This is a genomic window from Microbacterium sp. (assembly GCF_039812165.1).
Classification (GTDB): Bacteria; Actinomycetota; Actinomycetes; order Actinomycetales; family Microbacteriaceae; genus Microbacterium.
Genome location: NZ_JBDIAB010000045.1, coordinates 1 through 16,550 on the forward strand (window position 1 = coordinate 1; position 16,550 = coordinate 16,550).

Annotated in this window: 15 protein-coding genes and 2 tRNA genes; 8 read left to right on the plus strand and 9 right to left on the minus strand. The window is 68.8% G+C overall.

Features of this window, described 5'->3' with window-relative positions:
* Positions 1-130: 130 nt before the first annotated feature.
* Positions 131-203, minus strand: a tRNA-Ala gene (locus tag WML84_RS05810).
* An 80-nt stretch (positions 204-283) separates the two neighbouring features.
* Positions 284-357 (minus strand) — tRNA-Ile (locus tag WML84_RS05815).
* A gap of 103 nt (positions 358-460) precedes the next feature.
* Between WML84_RS05815 and WML84_RS05820 the strand changes: the two genes are divergently transcribed.
* The gene (locus tag WML84_RS05820) at positions 461-1,177 is read left to right on the plus strand and encodes a VIT family protein (RefSeq protein ID WP_347345198.1); all 717 of its coding nucleotides are present in this window, start codon (positions 461-463) and stop codon (positions 1,175-1,177) included.
* A gap of 6 nt (positions 1,178-1,183) precedes the next feature.
* On the opposite strand, the gene WML84_RS05825 is transcribed toward WML84_RS05820, so the two are convergent.
* The 7 genes from WML84_RS05825 to dnaA all read right to left on the minus strand — a co-directional run bounded on the left by WML84_RS05825 (position 1,184) and on the right by dnaA (position 11,382).
* A complete protein-coding gene (locus WML84_RS05825; protein ID WP_347345199.1) occupies positions 1,184-1,588 on the minus strand; it encodes a DUF3566 domain-containing protein in 405 nt (134 codons plus the stop codon).
* Positions 1,585-4,185 carry a DNA gyrase subunit A gene (gene gyrA, locus WML84_RS05830; protein ID WP_347345200.1) on the minus strand — a complete coding sequence of 867 codons (2,601 nt, stop codon included), beginning with the start codon at positions 4,183-4,185 and terminating at the stop codon, positions 1,585-1,587. The genes WML84_RS05825 and gyrA overlap by 4 nt, the downstream gene beginning before the upstream one ends.
* A gap of 198 nt (positions 4,186-4,383) precedes the next feature.
* Positions 4,384-6,420, minus strand: a complete 2,037-nt coding sequence (gene gyrB, locus WML84_RS05835; RefSeq protein WP_347345201.1) for a DNA topoisomerase (ATP-hydrolyzing) subunit B — start codon at positions 6,418-6,420, stop codon at positions 4,384-4,386.
* Positions 6,421-6,544: 124 nt separating this feature from the next.
* Complete coding sequence (locus tag WML84_RS05840; RefSeq protein ID WP_347345202.1) at positions 6,545-7,027, minus strand: DciA family protein; 483 nt, start codon at positions 7,025-7,027, stop codon at positions 6,545-6,547.
* Entirely contained in the window at positions 7,020-8,177 is a 1,158-nt protein-coding gene (gene recF, locus WML84_RS05845; protein WP_347345203.1) for a DNA replication/repair protein RecF, read from the minus strand. The genes WML84_RS05840 and recF overlap by 8 nt, the downstream gene beginning before the upstream one ends.
* A 238-nt stretch (positions 8,178-8,415) precedes the next feature.
* Complete coding sequence (dnaN, locus tag WML84_RS05850) at positions 8,416-9,561, minus strand: DNA polymerase III subunit beta (protein ID WP_347345212.1); 1,146 nt, start codon at positions 9,559-9,561, stop codon at positions 8,416-8,418.
* Between the two features lie 390 nt (positions 9,562-9,951).
* Positions 9,952-11,382: a chromosomal replication initiator protein DnaA gene (gene dnaA / locus WML84_RS05855; protein WP_347345204.1), complete on the minus strand. Its 1,431-nt coding sequence runs from the start codon at positions 11,380-11,382 to the stop codon at positions 9,952-9,954.
* 314 nt (positions 11,383-11,696) lie between these two features.
* On the opposite strand from dnaA, the gene rpmH reads away from it, so the two are divergent.
* The 7 genes from rpmH to WML84_RS05890 all read left to right on the plus strand — a co-directional run bounded on the left by rpmH (position 11,697) and on the right by WML84_RS05890 (position 15,935).
* Entirely contained in the window at positions 11,697-11,834 is a 138-nt protein-coding gene (gene rpmH, locus WML84_RS05860) for a 50S ribosomal protein L34 (protein ID WP_347345205.1), read from the plus strand.
* A 10-nt stretch (positions 11,835-11,844) separates the two neighbouring features.
* Positions 11,845-12,183 (plus strand): ribonuclease P protein component, encoded by a 339-nt coding sequence (gene rnpA / locus WML84_RS05865; protein ID WP_347345206.1) that lies wholly within the window; start codon positions 11,845-11,847, stop codon positions 12,181-12,183.
* On the plus strand, positions 12,180-12,536 hold the full coding sequence (yidD, locus tag WML84_RS05870) for a membrane protein insertion efficiency factor YidD (RefSeq protein ID WP_347345207.1): 357 nt from the start codon (positions 12,180-12,182) through the stop codon (positions 12,534-12,536). The genes rnpA and yidD overlap by 4 nt, the downstream gene beginning before the upstream one ends.
* A 4-nt stretch (positions 12,537-12,540) precedes the next feature.
* The gene (gene yidC / locus WML84_RS05875; protein ID WP_347345208.1) at positions 12,541-13,650 is read left to right on the plus strand and encodes a membrane protein insertase YidC; all 1,110 of its coding nucleotides are present in this window, start codon (positions 12,541-12,543) and stop codon (positions 13,648-13,650) included.
* A gap of 52 nt (positions 13,651-13,702) precedes the next feature.
* A complete protein-coding gene (locus WML84_RS05880; protein ID WP_347345209.1) occupies positions 13,703-14,215 on the plus strand; it encodes a R3H domain-containing nucleic acid-binding protein in 513 nt (170 codons plus the stop codon).
* 18 nt (positions 14,216-14,233) lie between these two features.
* Complete coding sequence (gene rsmG / locus WML84_RS05885; protein ID WP_347345210.1) at positions 14,234-14,851, plus strand: 16S rRNA (guanine(527)-N(7))-methyltransferase RsmG; 618 nt, start codon at positions 14,234-14,236, stop codon at positions 14,849-14,851.
* Between the two features lie 835 nt (positions 14,852-15,686).
* The gene (locus WML84_RS05890) at positions 15,687-15,935 is read left to right on the plus strand and encodes a hypothetical protein (RefSeq protein WP_347345211.1); all 249 of its coding nucleotides are present in this window, start codon (positions 15,687-15,689) and stop codon (positions 15,933-15,935) included.
* Positions 15,936-16,550: the final 615 nt, after the last annotated feature.

Genomic DNA, 16,550 nt, shown 5'->3' on the forward strand with positions numbered 1-16,550 from the left:
CTCGACCTGGCCCGAGCCCGACACCGAGAACCGGCACGACCTGTAGAGCCGGACTCTCCTGGACGTCTCGGAAAGCCCTCGAGCGTCTTCGCTGACCGAATCGCCCGTCCGTTCCGGTGGGAGACAGGGGTGGAGCCTAGGAGATTCGAACTCCTGACATCTTGCTTGCAAAGCAAGCGCTCTACCAACTGAGCTAAGGCCCCGCGGGGAGTGTCCGGAGACATCCCGCGAACGATCCTACATGCCGGCCGTCGCCGAGACCCGGCCGAGAAGAAGGATGCGGTGGGGCTACCAGGACTTGAACCTGGGACCTCTTCATTATCAGTGAAGCGCTCTAACCGCCTGAGCTATAGCCCCGTGCCAACGGCTTCGACGCCGTTCAACCTCCCAGACTTTACCTGAAACACCGCCGTTTGCACGAATCGGTGGCGACGTCGGTGCGCCGTGGTTGACTGGCGGTGTGACGGCAGGCACGCACCCGGGCGAGGAGCACGGCGGCAGCATCAACCAGCGGCTCAACTGGCTGCGCGCCGGGGTGCTGGGCGCCAACGACGGCATCGTCTCGACGGCCGCTCTCGTGGTCGGTGTCGCGGGGGCGACGGCATCCGTCCCCGCCCTGCTCATCGCCGGCATGGCGGGCCTCGTGGGCGGCGCGACCTCGATGGCGCTGGGCGAGTACGTGTCGGTGTCGAGTCAGCGCGACAGCGAGCGGGCGCTCATCGAGAAGGAGCGCCGCGAGCTGCGGGATCTGCCCGTCGAAGAGCTCGCGGAGCTCACCGAGCTGTACCGGGAGCGCGGGCTGACGCCCGAGACGGCGCGGAAGGTCGCCGAGGAGCTCACCGCACACGATGCGCTCGCGGCGCACCTCGAGGTCGAGCTCGGCATCGACCAGCACGACCTCGTCAACCCGTGGCATGCCGCCCTGTCGTCGGCGGTGTCGTTCACGCTCGGCGCGCTGCTGCCGCTGCTCGCGATCCTGCTGCCGCCGCCGGAATGGCGCGTGCCGGTCACGGTCGTGACGGTGCTCGTCGCCCTCGCGATCACCGGCAGCGTCGCCGCCGCGCTCGGGGGCGCACCGAGGATCCGCGCCGCGACGCGGCTCGTGGTCGGCGGCGCGCTCGCGCTCACCGCCACGTGGCTGATCGGCACCCTGATCGGGGGCACCGGCCTGGTGTGACCGGCGTCAGTTCGAGCTGAAGCCGACCAGCAGGCCCCCGGTGACCTTGACCATGAGGTTGTAGATGCCGGCGACGATCGCCCCGAGCACCGTGATCACGATGAGGTTGAGGATCGACACGATCGCCGCGAACGCCATCACCTGCGGCAGGCTCAGGAACGACTGGATCGAGAAGTCGCCGTCGGTGAACGCGACGAAGAACTCGTCGAGCTTGCCGAGCAGGCCCGTCGTCTGCAGCACCATGTAGACGAGGAACACCGACACGACCGTCACGATCGCCAGGGCGACCGCCGCGAGGAAGGACAGCTTCACCGCGGACCAGAAGTCCACGTACACGAGGCGCAGGCGCACCTGCTTGGCGCTGGTCTTGCTCGACGACTTCTTGGCGAGCTTGTCGGCTACCGTGCTCATTCGTCCTGGTTACTCTCTTCGGGGCTGATCGGCGTGGCGGGCTCGGCGTCGGCGTCTGCGACGGGGGCATCGTCGACGGATGCCTCGGCCAGTCCCCGCTCGCCGTTGCGGGCGATCGCGAGGATGCGATCGTCGTCGTCCGGCCGGGCGAACACGACACCCATGGTGTCGCGCCCCTTCGCGGGGACCTCGGCCACGGCAGAGCGTACCACCTTGCCGCTGGCAAGAACCACCAAGACCTCGTCGTCCTCGCCGACGATCAGCGAGCCCGCGAGATGCCCGCGATCCTCGTTCAGCTTGGCCACCTTGATGCCCAGGCCGCCGCGTCCCTGGCTGCGGTACTCCGAGATCGAGGTGCGCTTCGCGTACCCGCCCTCGGTGACGACGAACACGTAGCCGTCGGCCGTGGCGACGGATGCCGCGAGCAGGCTGTCGCCCTCGCGGAACGACATGCCCTTCACGCCCTCGGTCGAGCGGCCCATCGGTCGCAGCGACTCGTCGGTCGCCGCGAAGCGCAGCGACATGCCCTGCCGGCTGACCAGCAGGATCTCATCGCCGTCGTCGACGAGGAGCGCGCTGACGACCTCGTCGCCGCTGTCGTCATCGATATCCTCCCCGCCGAAGCCGCGCAGCTTGATGGCGATGACGCCGCCCTGCCGGTTGGTGTCGAACTCGGTGAGGCGCGTCTTCTTGACGAGACCGCCGCGGGTCGCGAGCACGAGGTACGTCGCCGCCTCGTAGTCGCGGATGTCGAGGATCTGCGCGATCTCCTCGCCTGGCTGGAGCGCGAGCAGGTTCGCGACGTGCTGGCCCTTCGCGTCGCGCCCCGCCTCCGGCACCTCGTAGGCCTTCGCCCGGTAGACGCGGCCCTTCGTCGTGAAGAACAGCAGCCAGTGGTGCGTCGTCGTCACGAAGAAGTGCTCGACGACGTCGTCGGCGCGCAGCTGCGCGCCCTTCACGCCCTTGCCCCCGCGGTGCTGCGAGCGGTAGTTGTCACTGCGCGTGCGCTTGATGTAACCATCGCGCGTGACGGTGACGACCATCTCCTCCTCAGGGATGAGGTCTTCGATCGACATGTCGCCGTCGAAGCCGGGGAGGATGTGCGTGCGACGCTCGTCGCCGAACTTCGCGACGATCTCGGTGAGCTCGTCGCGGATGATCGCCCGCTGGCGGGTCGGGTCGGCGAGGATCGCGTTGTAGTCGGCGATGCGGGTCTCGAGCTCGGTGGCCTCGTCGATGATCTTCTGGCGTTCGAGGGCGGCGAGCCGGCGCAGCTGCATGTCGAGGATCGCCTGCGCCTGCACCTCGTCGATGTCGAGGAGCACCTGGAGGCCCGCGTTGGCCTCCTGCACGGTGGGCGAGCGCCGGATGAGCGCGATCACCTCGTCGAGCGCGTCGAGCGCCTTGAGGTAGCCGCGCAGGATGTGCATGCGCTCCTCCGCCTTGCGCAGGCGGAACGCGGTGCGGCGCACGATGACCACGATCTGGTGGTCGATCCAGTGCGTGACGAACCCGTCGAGGGCGAGCGTGCGCGGCACCCCGTCGACGATCGCGAGCATGTTCGCGCCGAAGTTCTCCTGCAGCTGGGTGTGCTTGTAGAGGTTGTTCAGCACGACCTTGGCGACGGCATCCCGCTTCAGCACGATCACGAGGCGCTGACCGGTGCGGTCGCTGGTCTCGTCGCGGATGTCGGCGATGCCGGTGATCTTGCCGTCGCGGGCGAGGTCGCGGATCTTCACCGCGACGTTGTCGGGGTTGACCTGGTAGGGCAGCTCGGTCACGACGAGGCACGTGCGGCCCTGGATCTCCTCGACCTCGACGACCGCGCGCATCGTGATCGACCCGCGACCGGTGCGGTACGCGTCGCGGATGCCGCGCGTGCCGAGGATCTGCGCCGCGGTCGGGAAGTCGGGCCCGTGGATGCGGGACATCAGCGCGTCGAGGAGCTCCTCGCGCGTGGCATCCGGGTTCTCGAGCGACCACAGCGCGCCGTCGGCGACCTCGCGCAGGTTGTGCGGCGGGATGTTGGTGGCCATGCCGACCGCGATGCCGACCGAGCCGTTCACGAGCAGGTTCGGGAAGCGCGCCGGCAACACGACCGGCTCCTGCGTGCGGCCGTCGTAGTTGTCCTCGAAGTCGACGGTGTCCTCGTCGATGTCGCGGACCATCTCCATGGCGAGGGCGGCCATCTTCGTCTCGGTGTAGCGGGGCGCGGCCGCACCCTGGTTGCCGGGCGAGCCGAAGTTGCCTTGGCCGTCGGCGAGCGGGTAGCGCAGCGACCACGGCTGCACGAGCCGCACGAGCGCGTCGTAGATCGGGGCGTCGCCGTGCGGATGGAACTGCCCCATGACCTCGCCGACGACGCGCGCGCACTTCGAGTACGCCTTGTCGGGACGGAAACCACCGTCGTACATGCCGTAGATCACGCGTCGGTGCACCGGCTTCAGGCCGTCCTCGACGCGGGGCAGCGCCCGGCCGACGATGACGCTCATCGCGTAGTCGAGATAGCTGCGCTGCATCTCGGCCTGCAGATCGACCTGGTCGATGTTGCCATGCACGTAGCCGGCCGTCGGGTCGGGGCGTTCTTCGTCAGTCATGTCTCTCGTCTTCTTCTTCGTCTTCTTCGTCTACGGATGCCGTGAGCTCAGCCGCGGGGGCTATCGGGCTCCGGGATGCTCATTTCCGGACAAGAGCGGGGGCCCCGCCGCTTCGCGGCACCCCGATTGTCCGGAGATGAGCATCCCTCCGCCCTGGCGTCCAGGGTGCGGCATCCGATCGGTCATGTGCATCGGGGGTCAGATGTCCAGGAAGCGGACGTCCTTCGCGTTGCGCTGGATGAACCCGCGCCGCGACTCGACGTCCTCCCCCATCAGCACCGAGAAGATCTCGTCCGCGGCGGCCGCGTCGTCGATCGTGACCTGCTTGAGCGTGCGGGTCTCGGGGTCCATCGTGGTCTCCCACAGCTCCTTGGGGTTCATCTCGCCGAGACCCTTGTAGCGCTGCACGCCGCTGTCCTTCGGGATCCGCTTGCCCGAGGCGAGCCCGTCGGCCATGAGCGCGTCGCGCTCGCGGTCGCTGAACACGTACTCGTGGTCGGCGTTCGACCACTTCAGCCGGTACAGCGGAGGCTGCGCGAGGTAGACGTAGCCCTCCTCGATGAGCCCGCGCATGTAACGGAACAGCAGGGTCAGGAGCAGCGTCGTGATGTGCTGGCCGTCGACGTCGGCATCGGCCATGAGCACGATCTTGTGGTACCGCGCCTTCTCGACCGAGAAGTCCTCGCCGATGCCGGTGCCGAAGGCCGAGATCATCGCCTGGATCTCGTTGTTGCCGAGCGCGCGGTCGAGCCGCGCCTTCTCGACGTTGAGGATCTTGCCGCGGAGCGACAGGATCGCCTGCCGTTCCGGGTCACGGCCGCGCACGGCCGAGCCGCCCGCCGAATCGCCCTCGACCAGGAAGATCTCGCTGATCGACGGATCTTTGCTGGTGCAGTCCTTGAGCTTGTCGGGCATGGATGCCGACTCGAACACGCTCTTGCGCCGCGCGGTCTCGCGCGCCTTGCGCGCGGCGAGACGCGCCGTGGCGGCATCGATCGCCTTGCGGATGACGTTCTTCGCCTGCGCGGGGTTGCGGTCGAACCAGTCGCCGAGCCGGTCGCCGACGACCTTCTGGACGAACGCCTTCGCCTCGGTGTTGCCGAGCTTGGTCTTCGTCTGCCCCTCGAACTGCGGCTCGGAGAGCTTCACCGAGATGACCGCGGTGAGGCCCTCGCGGATGTCGTCGCCGGTGAGGTTGTCGTCACGGTCCTTGAGCAGGCCCTGCGCGCGGGCGTACCGGTTGACGAGGGCGGTGAGCGCGGCCCGGAAGCCCTCCTCGTGAGTGCCGCCCTCGTGCGTGTTGATCGTGTTGGCGAAGGTGAAGACGTTCTCGGTGTAGCTCGTGGTCCACTGCATCGCCATCTCCATCGCGATGCTGCGGTCGGCGTCCTCGGACTCGAAGTCGATGATCTCGTCGTTGACCACGTCGGCCTTGCGCAGCCGGTTGAGGTACTCGACGTAGTCGACGAGGCCGCGCCGGTAGAGGAAGGTGTCGTGCGGCTGCACCTCGACCTCGACGCCCTCCCGGTCGATCGCGTAGGCCGACTCGGCGCGCTGGTCGCTCAGCGAGATGCTCAGGCCCTTGTTGAGGAACGCCATCTGCTGGAAGCGCGTGCGCAGCGTGTCGTAGTCGAAGTCGACGGTGTCGAAGATCGTGGCATCCGGCCAGAACGTGATCGTCGTCCCGGTCTCGGCGCTCTCCTCGCCCTGCGCGAGCGGCGCCTCGGGGCGCCCGCCGTCGCGGTACGTCTGCCGCCACACGTGGCCCTGACGGCGGACCTCGACCTCGAGGTGCGACGACAGCGCGTTCACGACCGACGATCCCACGCCATGCAGACCGCCCGAGACCGCGTAGCCGCCGCCGCCGAACTTGCCGCCGGCGTGCAGGACGGTGAGGACGACCTCGACGGTCGACTTGCCCTCGGTGCGGTGGGTGTCGACGGGGATGCCGCGGCCGTTGTCGACCACCCGGACACCGCCGTCGGCGAGGATCGTCACCGAGATGGTGTCGCAGTACCCGGCCAGCGCCTCGTCGACCGAGTTGTCGACGATCTCGTAGACCAGGTGGTGCAGACCGCGCTCGCCCGTGGACCCGATGTACATGCCGGGGCGCTTGCGCACGGCTTCGAGGCCTTCGAGCACCTGGATGGTGTCGGCCCCGTAGTCGTTCGAAACCTTGGTGACGGATCGCTGATCGTGTTCCTCGGGAACGGTGTCGGGGGTGTCTGACGTCATAGGTTCTCGAGCGCTCCAGATCGTTCCAGCGGGGAGATCCCATTCTAGTCCGCGGAAGCGGTCGCCCGCCCGCTCAACGCCCCTGTGGCGCCCTGAGATCCGTGCGGATGCCCTTGTAAGTGGTTCAGCCGTAGGTATCGCGAGGACCGCGCCCTGGAACGGCTCTGGGGCCCCATTTCCAGGAGGGGACGTCCGGTCCGACGAAGCGCACCGTCTGGACCCCTGCGTCGGGAAAGCGGCGGACGATCTCGGTCACGATCGCCCCGCGCATGAGATGGAGGTTCTTCGCCCACGCCGTCGAGTCGCACTGCACTGTGAGCACGCCGTCGCCGAGGGCGACCGGTGCCGCATGACGCGCGGTCTCGCTGCCGGCGACCTCCCCCCACTGGCGCACGAGGTCGGCGCGCGCGAGCTCGGAGTCCCAGCCGGCCTGTCGGGTGAGGTCGGCGAGCACGTCGCTCACGCCGTGCGGGTCGCGCCCGGCCGTGAACGGCTGGTTCTCGTCGTCCTCGCCGGCCCGCGTGCGGCGCCGCCGGCGTCCGCGTGCCGAGGGCTCCATGCCCCGGAGCCGCAGATAGGTCGCGATCGTCTCGGGCACCTCAGGCATGCGCGTCCTCGCGGATCGCTCCGGCCTCGACGCGGATGGTGCGGGCGCGCAGGGCCGGAGGGACGTCCTCCTCCACGGCCGCGGTGACGATCACCTGCTCGTAGCCCGAGACGAGGCCGGCCAGGCGCGCACGGCGATCGGCGTCGAGCTCGGCGAAGACGTCGTCGAGGATCAGCACCGGATCGCCCAGCTGCGACTGCGCGCGCAGCAGCTCGGCCGAGGCCAGCCGTAGGGCGAGCGCGACCGACCACGACTCGCCGTGCGACGCGTACCCCTTCACCGGCAGGTCGCGCACGCGCAGCACGAGGTCGTCCCGGTGCGGACCGACGAGCGTGAGCCCGCGCTCGAGCTCGGCCGGGCGCTTCGCCGCCAGCGCGCTGCGGAACAGTTGCTCGATCGCGGAGTCCTCGGCCGCCGTCGCGGCCGCGGCATCCGCCTCCTCCGGATCGGCGCCGCCGACGGTGAGCGCCCAGTCCAGGCGCGGGCGATGGTCGGCGCCGGCGATGGCCGTGTAGGCCTCGGCCACGGGGCCGGCGAGCTCGGCGGCGAGGGCGAGCCGGGCGCGGATCACCTCGGAGCCGAGCTGGACGAGCTTGTCGTCCCAGACGTCGAGGGTCGAGAGGGCGTCGCCGCGGATGCCGCGCGCCCTGGCCGACTTCAGCAGCGCGGTGCGCTGCTTGAGCACGCGGTCGTAGTCGCCGAGCACACCGGCCATGCGCGGGGCGCGCTGGATCAGCAGCTGGTCGGCGAACCGACGGCGCGACGACGGGTCGCCGCGGACGATCTGCAGATCCTCGGGGGCGAACAGCACGACCTGCGCGTAGCGCGGGAGCTCGCCGGTGCGCGCGGGCGCGCCGTTGATGCGCGCCTTGTTCGATCCCGACCGGTTCAGCTGCAGCTCGAGCAGCACGTGCCGGCCGCGCTGCGCGAACCGGGCGCGGAGGATCGCGGCATCCGCCCCGTCTCGGACCATCGGCGCGTCCTGCGACACGCGGTGCGAGCCGAGCGTCGCGAAGTAGCCGATCGCCTCGGCCAGATTGGTCTTGCCCTGCCCGTTGCGGCCGACGACCAGGTTGGCGCCCGCGGTCAGCGCGACGTCGGCGACCGCGTAGTTGCGGAAGTCGACGAGGCTGAGCTGCTCCACGATCACCCTGTCACCCTATGTCGAGCCGGTGACACCGGCGGCCGCTCATCCCCCGGCCCGGTCGCACCGGCCTCTCCCTGTTGGCGACACCTTCCTGCGATGGCGCCACAACTCTGCGCAGGCGGCGACCACGACGAACGATGGCGCCACTTCCCTGCGATGGCGCCACATATTCGTAGGGGCCGAAGCAGGGAACTGTCGCCGAAGCGCCGGCGAGCACCGACGGCGGGATGCCGGTCAGGACTCAGCGCAGGAGCAGGTTCGGCTGCAACAGGTACTTGAAGCTCTCGGCGCCGCCCGAGGTCTGCGGCGTGATGAGCACCGGGCTGAGCTTGTTGGCGTTCTCGCTCGAGGTGAACGTGATGCGCGTGAACTCGCTGCGCACCGCGCCGAGCGCCTCGAGCAGGTACTGCGGGTTGAGGCCGAGCGTGACGTCGTCGCCCTCGAGCGTCGCATCGACGGACTCGGTCGCGCGCGCCTGCTCGGTGCCCGAGGCATCCATCGACACGCCCTCCGACGTGAAGGTGAACCGCAGCGGCGCGGAGCGGTCGAGCACGAGCGACACCCGGCGGACGGCCTCGGTGAGCTCGCCCGTGTTCACGACGGCGTGGTGATCGGTCTGCGCGGGGAACAGCCGCCGCACCGGAGGGAAGTTGCCCTTGATGAGGAGCGACGTGACGGTCTTGTTGCCCGCGGTGAACGCGATGATCTCGCGGTCGCCCGAGCCGGAGAACGCGATCGAGATCTCCCCCGAGTGCGCGAACGTCTTGCCCACCTCGGTCAGGGTGCGCGCCGGGACGAGGGCCGACGTCGTCGCGGTCTCGTCGGCCACGCCGCCGCCGTCCCACGCGATGTCGCGCAGCGCCACGCGGTAGCGGTCGGTGGCGACGAGGCTGAGCTCGGTGCCGGCGACCTCGAGCTGCACGCCGGTGAGCACCGGGGTCACGTCGTCGCGGGACGCGGCGAAGGCGACCTGCGCGATCGCGGTCGCGAAGTCCTCCGCGGGCACGAGGCCGGACTGCCCGGTCACCTCGGGGATCGCCGGGTACTCCTGCACCGGCATCGAGGCCAGCGTGAACCTCGCCGAGCCGCAGCTGAGCAGGATCGCCCCGTCGGCGTCGACCTCGACCTGGATGGGAGCGTTCGGGAGCCGGCTCGCGATCTCGGACAGCAGGCGTCCGTGCACCAGGATCGTGCCGGGCTCGTCGACGGTGGCCTCGATCGTCGTGCGGGCGGACGCCTCGTAGTCGAACGCGGCGAGCGAGAGCCCCGCCTCGGTGGCCTCGACGAGCACACCGGCCAGGATCGGCTGCGGGTTCCGCTGCGGGAGGAGCTTGACGACGAACGACACGGCCTCGCTGAACACATCGCGATTGACGTGGAACTTCACTTCGGCTCCCTTGACGGTTTGCGGGATTCCCATGCTAGTGCCCTCCCGCGAACGCGCCGGGTCGCGGATCGCGAGGCGCCGTCGCACGCTCGTCGTGATCGAACCCCCTTTCCCTTCAAGATCTCTGTCATCTTCATCTCTCCGGTGGAAATTGTGGATAACTCCGTGGATCCGTGTCGTGGCGCCGGAACCACACGCGTGTAAGTTGTGGGCGGCCTGCGGATGGCGGCGATGGGGCCGAGACGCCGACGGATGCCGTCGTCCACAGCGTTCCGGCATCCGTCCCCAGCAATTCGACCCGGCCGAGAAGTTATCCACAGCTTTTCCACACTGTGCAGAACGTGCACGAAAAGCGCGCACGAGTGCTCGCGCGCGCTTTCTGGAGGGGGCTCAGCGGCCGGTGCGGCCCAGCTGGGCGGTGATCTCGGAGACCTGGTTGTAGATCGAGCGACGCTCCTTCATGAGCTCGCTGATCTTCTTGTAGGCGTACATGACGGTCGTATGGTCGCGGTTGCCGAAGAGCTGGCCGATCTTCGGCAACGACAGGCTGGTCCGCTCGCGGCACAGATACATGGCGATCTGCCGGGCGCCTGCGACCGCCTGCGACCGGCTCGATCCGTAGAGGTCGTCGACGGAGAGCCGGAAGTACTGCGCGGTGGCCGTGATGATGTCGGTCGGCGAGATGATGTTCGCGTCGTCCTGGTCGACGATGTCGCGGAGGACGGTCTGCGCCAGCGAGATGTCGAGGTGCGAGCGGTTCAGGCTGGCATATGCCGAGACGCGAATGAGCGCGCCCTCGAGCTCGCGGATGTTGGACGACACCTTCGTGGCGATGTACTCGAGCACCTCGTCCGGCACCAGGAGTCGTTCGCTCTGCGCCTTCTTGCGGAGGATCGCGATGCGCGTCTCGAGGTCAGGCGCCTGCACGTCGGTGATGAGGCCCCATTCGAACCGACTGCGCATGCGGTCCTCGAAGCCGGTGAGGAGCCTCGGCTGCACATCGCTCGTGATCACGACCTGCTTGTCGTGGTCGTGCAGCGTGTTGAACGTGTGGAAGAACGCCTCCTGCGTCTCTGCCCGGCCCTGGAGGAACTGGATGTCGTCGATCAGCAGGATGTCGACGTCGCGATAGCGGGCCTGGAAGGCGGAGCCGCGGTTGTTCGCGATGGAGTTGATGAAGTCGTTCGTGAACTCTTCGCTCGAGACGTACCGGACGCGCACGCCGGGGTACAGATGAAGCGCGTAGTCACCGATCGCGTGCAGCAGGTGGGTCTTGCCGAGGCCGGAGTCGCCATATATGAAGAGTGGGTTATACGCCTTGGCGGGCGCTTCGGCGACGGCCACGGCGGCAGCGTGGGCGAACCTGTTCGACTGGCCGATGACGAAGTTGTCGAACGTGTACTTCGGGTTCAGGCGGGTGTCTTGACGCGAGGTCATCGTCACCGGCTCGGAGGGCGCGTCGATGTGCGGGCGCGTCATGGCCGTCGGCATCGGCGGGGTGACGGTCTCGACCGGCGCGGGGCGCACCAGCACGTGGGTCTCGGCGAGCTCCGGGTTCACCACGACGCGGTACGACGAGATCGCCGGCTCGGAGTCGACCCGCGCGAGCGCGTCCATGATCGGGATGCGGAGACGCTTGTTGAGCTGAGCGGCGGTGAGGTCGTTCGGCACGTCGAGGAAGAGCGTGCCGCCACCGGTGACGCCCTGCGCGACCGCGAGGCTGAGGAAGCCCTGCATCTGCGGGGTGACCCGGTCATCATCGGCGAGCACGCGGAGCGCAGCAGACCACGCCGGAACGTCCGGCAGCTCGTGGTCCGACATATCCCCCCCGGGTGCTCTGGTGTCCCGCGTCAGCGACCGACGGGCTGCGGTCATGGCAGCGAAGGATCGCCCGTACACGCTAGTCATCGGTGTGACGCGGAGCAAAATCCACTGTACGACCGGGCCGCGTGTCGCCGCCAGCGCGGATTTCGCGAGGTGGATAATGCTCGGTTGGCTACACCGGTCGGTTTGAGTTCTCGCCGCGGGCGACGTAGCCTTAGTCGGTTGACGTCCGCGTCTCGCGGACAGTCCCCTGTGCCCCCGTGTCCCCGGTCTAGAGCGTTCCGGTGACCGTCGATCCGGAGTGATCCCTCATGAGCAAGCGTACGTTCCAGCCCAACAACCGCCGTCGTGCCAAGAAGCACGGCTTCCGCGCCCGCATGCGCACCCGCGCCGGTCGGTCGATCCTGTCGGCGCGCCGCGCCAAGGGTCGCAGCGAGCTCTCGGCCTGACCCGATCCCGGTGCTGGCGCGGGGGAATCGCATCGCCCGCGGGGCGGACTACAAGGCCGTCGTCCGCGGGGGTGCCCGGTGTGCCGGTGCGCACACCGTGACGTACGTCGTGACGACCCCGCACGCGCGCCCGCCGCGCTTCGGCTTCATCGTGAGCAAGGGCGTCGGCTCCGCCGTCGTCCGCAACACCGTCCGCCGTCGACTCAAGGCCGTGTGCGCCGAGGCGCTGCCATCCGTGCGCGACGGCGCCGAGGTGGTCATCCGCGCGTTGCCGTCCGCGGCCGCCGCGCCCTACGGAGAGCTCCGCGGCGACGTCGTCCGCTGCCTGCGCCGGAGGGCCGCCGCATGAGCGCGACCACGCTTCCGGTGTCGTCGACCGGCGAAGGGCGATTCGAGGCATCCGCTCTCGCCCCCGCACTCCCCCTCCTTCCGCGCAACGCCGTGCTCGCCCTCCTGCACGGCTACCGCGCCACCGTCTCGCACCTGTACGGCGACGTCTGCAAGTACTACCCGTCGTGCTCCGCCTACGCCGTCGGCGCCGTGCAGCAGCACGGCGCGGTCAAGGGCGCCGTGCTCGCGGCCGCTCGTCTCGCCCGCTGCCACCCGTGGGCCGAGGGCGGCATCGACGACGTGCCCCGGCACCGAGACTTCCGACACGAACTGACTCCGCACGGTTTCGTCGTGCCCCCGAGAAAGGACTGATCCCTTGCCGGGTCTTCTTCTTGCCGCAAGCTCCACCCCCGCCGCGTCCGGCGGGGGCTTCGACCTGTTCGGCCTCATCCTGTGGCCCCTGAAGTGGCTCGTCGAGGTGGTCCTGGTCGCGTGGCACGCGCTCTTCACCTTCATCGGCATGGCGCCGAACGCCGGCCTGACCTGGGTCCTGTCCATCGTCGGCCTCGTGCTCGTCGTGCGCTCCGCGCTGATCCCGCTCTTCGTGAAGCAGATCAAGAGCCAGCGCAAGATGATGGAGATCGCTCCTGAGCTGCGCAAGGTCCAGGAGAAGTACAAGGGCAAGAAGGACCAGCTCTCGCGCGAGGCCATGAGTCGCGAGACCATGGCGCTGTACAAGAAGCACGGGACGACCCCGATCTCGGGATGCCTCCCCCTGCTGGTGCAGATGCCGGTGTTCCTTGCGCTGTTCTACACGCTGAGCGACGTGAAGAAGCACGCCGAGGCGGGCCTCGGCGGCGTGGGCATGCTGAGCGCCGAGCTCACGCGTCAGTTCTACGACGCGAAGCTCTTCGGCGTCGCTCCGCTGCACACGAGCCTGATGGATGCCGTGAACCAGAAGCCCGCGGGCTGGGAGGTCACGGTCACGATCCTCGTGATCCTCGTGATCCTCATGATCGCGTCGCAGTTCCTCACGCAGCTGCAGATCATCTCGAAGAACCTGTCGCCGGAGGCCAAGACCGGCCAGGCGTACCAGATGCAGAAGATCATGCTGTACGTCCTGCCGCTGGCGTTCATCTTCTCGGGCGTCTTCTTCCCGCTCGGCGTGGTCATCTACTGGTTCGTCAGCAACATCTGGACGATGGTGCAGCAGTTCCTGGTCATCCGGAACATGCCGACGCCCGGCTCGGAGGCGGCGAAGATGCGCGAGGAGCGCCTGGCGCGCAAGGGCAAGGCGATCGACTCCGCCGGCAAGATCGTGCCGCTCGCGAAGTACGAGGCCGACCAGCAGCGCCTCTACGAGGAGGCCGAGCGGGCGCGCGCGACCGCTCCCAAGCGCCAGCAGCCGGTGAGCAAGCAGCGCGCGAAGAAGCAGGCCCAGAAGGGGCGCCGCGACGGCGCGTCCGGGCCGACGGCATCCGCGTGATGCCACTCCTTTCACAAGCATGTTCTGACATTCGTATGAATCGGGGACGACCATGACCGAGACCACCGGAACGACGACCGACCATCGCGCCCCCGCGACGGACGATCAGCTCGAGCAGGAGGGCGACGTCGCCGCCGACTTCCTCGAGGGGCTGCTCGACATCGCCGACATCGACGGCGACCTCGCCCTCGACGTGCGCGGCGGTCGGGCGTACGTGTCGGTCGAGCAGGACGGCGAGGGAGACGGCTCGCTCTCGCTGCTGTCGGATCCCGACACCGTTCAGGCGCTGCAGGAGCTCACGCGCATCGCGGTGCAGAGCAAGACCGGTCGGTTCTCACGCCTCATCCTCGACGTGGGCGGCTCGCGTGAGACGCGTCAGCAGCAGCTGGAGAAGCTCGTCGACCGGGCGATCGCACGCCTCGACGACGGCGCCTCGCAGGCCTCGCTCCCCGCGATGTCGAGCTACGAGCGCAAGCTGGTGCACGACATCGTCGCCGATCGCGGCCTCGTCTCGGAGTCGTACGGCGAAGGCAGCGACCGGCACACGGTCATCCGTCGCGGCTGACCGCCCCGCGTGGCAGCCATGATCGAGCACGAGCCGGCGGCCGTCGCCGCCCTCTTCGGCGACCGCGTCGACCTCATCCGCCGATTCGCGACGGCGCTCGGCGAGCAGGGCGAGGAGCGCGGCCTCATCGGACCGCTGGAGGCGCCGCGCCTGTGGAGTCGGCACCTCCTCAACAGCGCCGTCGCCGCTCCCCTGTTCCACGGCCGCGTCGGCGACGTGGGCTCCGGCGCCGGTCTGCCGGGCATCGTGCTCGCGATCGCGCGACCCGATGTCGAGTGGGTGCTGATCGAGCCCATGGAGCGTCGCGTCGCCTGGCTCTCCGAGCAGGCGTCGGCGCTCGGGCTGACGAACGTCGAGATCGTCCGCGGACGCGCCGAGGAGTGGAAGCGCGGCCCGGTGCTGGATGCCGTGACCGCTCGCGCGGTCAGCGCGCTGCGGACGCTCATCCCGCTCACCGCTCCCCTGGTCCGTGACGGCGGCGAGCTGATCCTCCTCAAGGGCGCGAACGCGGCGAACGAGATCGCGGCGGCCGAGAAGCAGATCCGCCGGTTCCGCCTGTCGGACGTGCACGTCGAGGTCGTCGGCGAAGGGGTCGTCGACGAGCCGACGCGCGTGATCCGCGCCACGGTGCGTTGAGCTTCTCGTAGCGGATACCTTCAGTCTAGCTGAAGGATCGATCGCCGTCGGTCCTGGCGCCGTGCTGGGGGTGCCGGTCACTACACGCCCGGCACCCAACCGACGGGATCCGTGCCGGGGCTCGTCGTCTCACGAAGTACCGAGCTCCGGGATGCTCCTCTCCGGACAAGAGCGGGGGCCCGGCCGCTTCGCGGCACCCCGATTGTCCGGAGAGGAGCATCCCTCTGCCCTGCCGTGCTCGTAGTTTGGACGAGCGCGGCGCGGTCCGGGCGGCGCGCGTCCGCTGCGTCGCCGGCCGGGCCCGGCGGCGGTTCTGTGAGAGCACCCCTCCGCTCGGCCGTTCAAATGACAGGCTCTGTCGAGCCCAGGCGTGAGGGCGACGCATCCTGTGCCGGGATGGCGCGGGCTTCGCGTTCAGGTGGAAGGTTGCGGCGGTGTCCGCGCCCAGAGGCGACAGACCCCGATCCGTGATCTGCGGTTGGAGGCGAACCTCTTGTTTCGGCGCACCAGCGGAGCGACTGGTCGCGTCGGGAGACTGACCCCGGGGCGCGCGGAGGCCGTCTGCACCCGGGCGAGAGGACGGGCCGCGGCGGGCGAGAGAATGCGTCCACACCCGTCGAAGCGCGTAGCGCACGGCTCGGGCATGGCGGGACGCGCGGTGTACGGCTGGCGCGTGGCGAAGCGCGTCGCGGAGCGGGTGGCGTTCTGTGACTGCCGGCAGATTCGATGGTGCGTCGCGAGACAATGTTTCACGTGAAACGGCTTCGTTGGGCGGCTCCGTCAAAGGGTCGTCGATGGCAGCCCAGCGATGCTGGTGAAACGTGAGATGTTTCACGTGAAACATCTGCTCGGGAACAGCCGCGCGCGACGACGTGAGGTTGAGCCTGCACTCGAGCGTGCTCTCTGTCACCGACGTGTCGGCGAAGAGATCGCACGCGTGGCACGCTTACGTCTCGACGAGTGCCATCAGCTGCCGGTGCGCCTTGAACGTCACCGCGCGACCTTTGGAGCAGCACGTCGAGAGCGAGACGGTGAGCTGTCGTTCATCGTGCGCGACGATGCCGCAGGTCAATTCGCTGCGTGACAGTGGCAAGTGTGTAAGGAATCACCCGCGCCGCGAACGGATGTTTCACGTGAAACGTCGTCGCGGTGGCTCAGCTCCGCCCTGCTGAGGCGTGCGGCGAGTAGCAAGACCAGGTCGACCGGGAGCGACAGAACGAGACTGTCGGTGGCGAAGAACTCGTCGATAGCCCGCAGCGGCTGCGCCGAGCAATCCGGAGTGACGTCAGGCGGGGTCGCGTCCGATGAGCTGCACGTAGGGGGATGAGATCGCCACGGCTGATGGACTCAGGGCTTCGCGGGACCGTGCGTTTGCACCCGCCATCGCCTCAGCAGCCCTCAAAACGGCCCGAACGATGTCGAGAAGGCAGCATAGTGCAATGAGTCGACAGATGGGAGCGCTCCCACGCCGAGCTCGCCCCGAATCGCGCGGAAGGTGTTTCACGTGAAACGGCGACCAAGCACGGCGGCTAGAGTGGAACGGTCGATCGAACGCGACGAGGAGCAATCACGTGCAATCCCCGGAGAACCCGACCTCCACAGGATCCTTCTCCCTCGGTGACACCCCGCTGGCGCGGCAGCTCGCCAAGCTGACGGCCCGTCGCAAGAGGCTCGAGACGGTCTCGCTCGAGTTCGGTGC

Coding starts and splice junctions, on each gene's coding strand:
- WML84_RS05825 (WP_347345199.1), bottom strand. CDS start 1,588: ATGAGCACGGTAGCCGACAAGCTCGCCAAGAAGTCGTCGAGCAAGACC.
- WML84_RS05840 (WP_347345202.1), bottom strand. CDS start 7,027: ATGCCTGAGGTGCCCGAGACGATCGCGACCTATCTGCGGCTCCGGGGC.
- rsmG (WP_347345210.1), top strand. CDS start 14,234: ATGATCGAGCACGAGCCGGCGGCCGTCGCCGCCCTCTTCGGCGACCGC.
- gyrA (WP_347345200.1), bottom strand. CDS start 4,185: ATGACTGACGAAGAACGCCCCGACCCGACGGCCGGCTACGTGCATGGC.
- yidD (WP_347345207.1), top strand. CDS start 12,180: ATGAGCGCGACCACGCTTCCGGTGTCGTCGACCGGCGAAGGGCGATTC.
- WML84_RS05880 (WP_347345209.1), top strand. CDS start 13,703: ATGACCGAGACCACCGGAACGACGACCGACCATCGCGCCCCCGCGACG.
- rpmH (WP_347345205.1), top strand. CDS start 11,697: ATGAGCAAGCGTACGTTCCAGCCCAACAACCGCCGTCGTGCCAAGAAG.
- dnaA (WP_347345204.1), bottom strand. CDS start 11,382: ATGTCGGACCACGAGCTGCCGGACGTTCCGGCGTGGTCTGCTGCGCTC.
- gyrB (WP_347345201.1), bottom strand. CDS start 6,420: ATGACGTCAGACACCCCCGACACCGTTCCCGAGGAACACGATCAGCGA.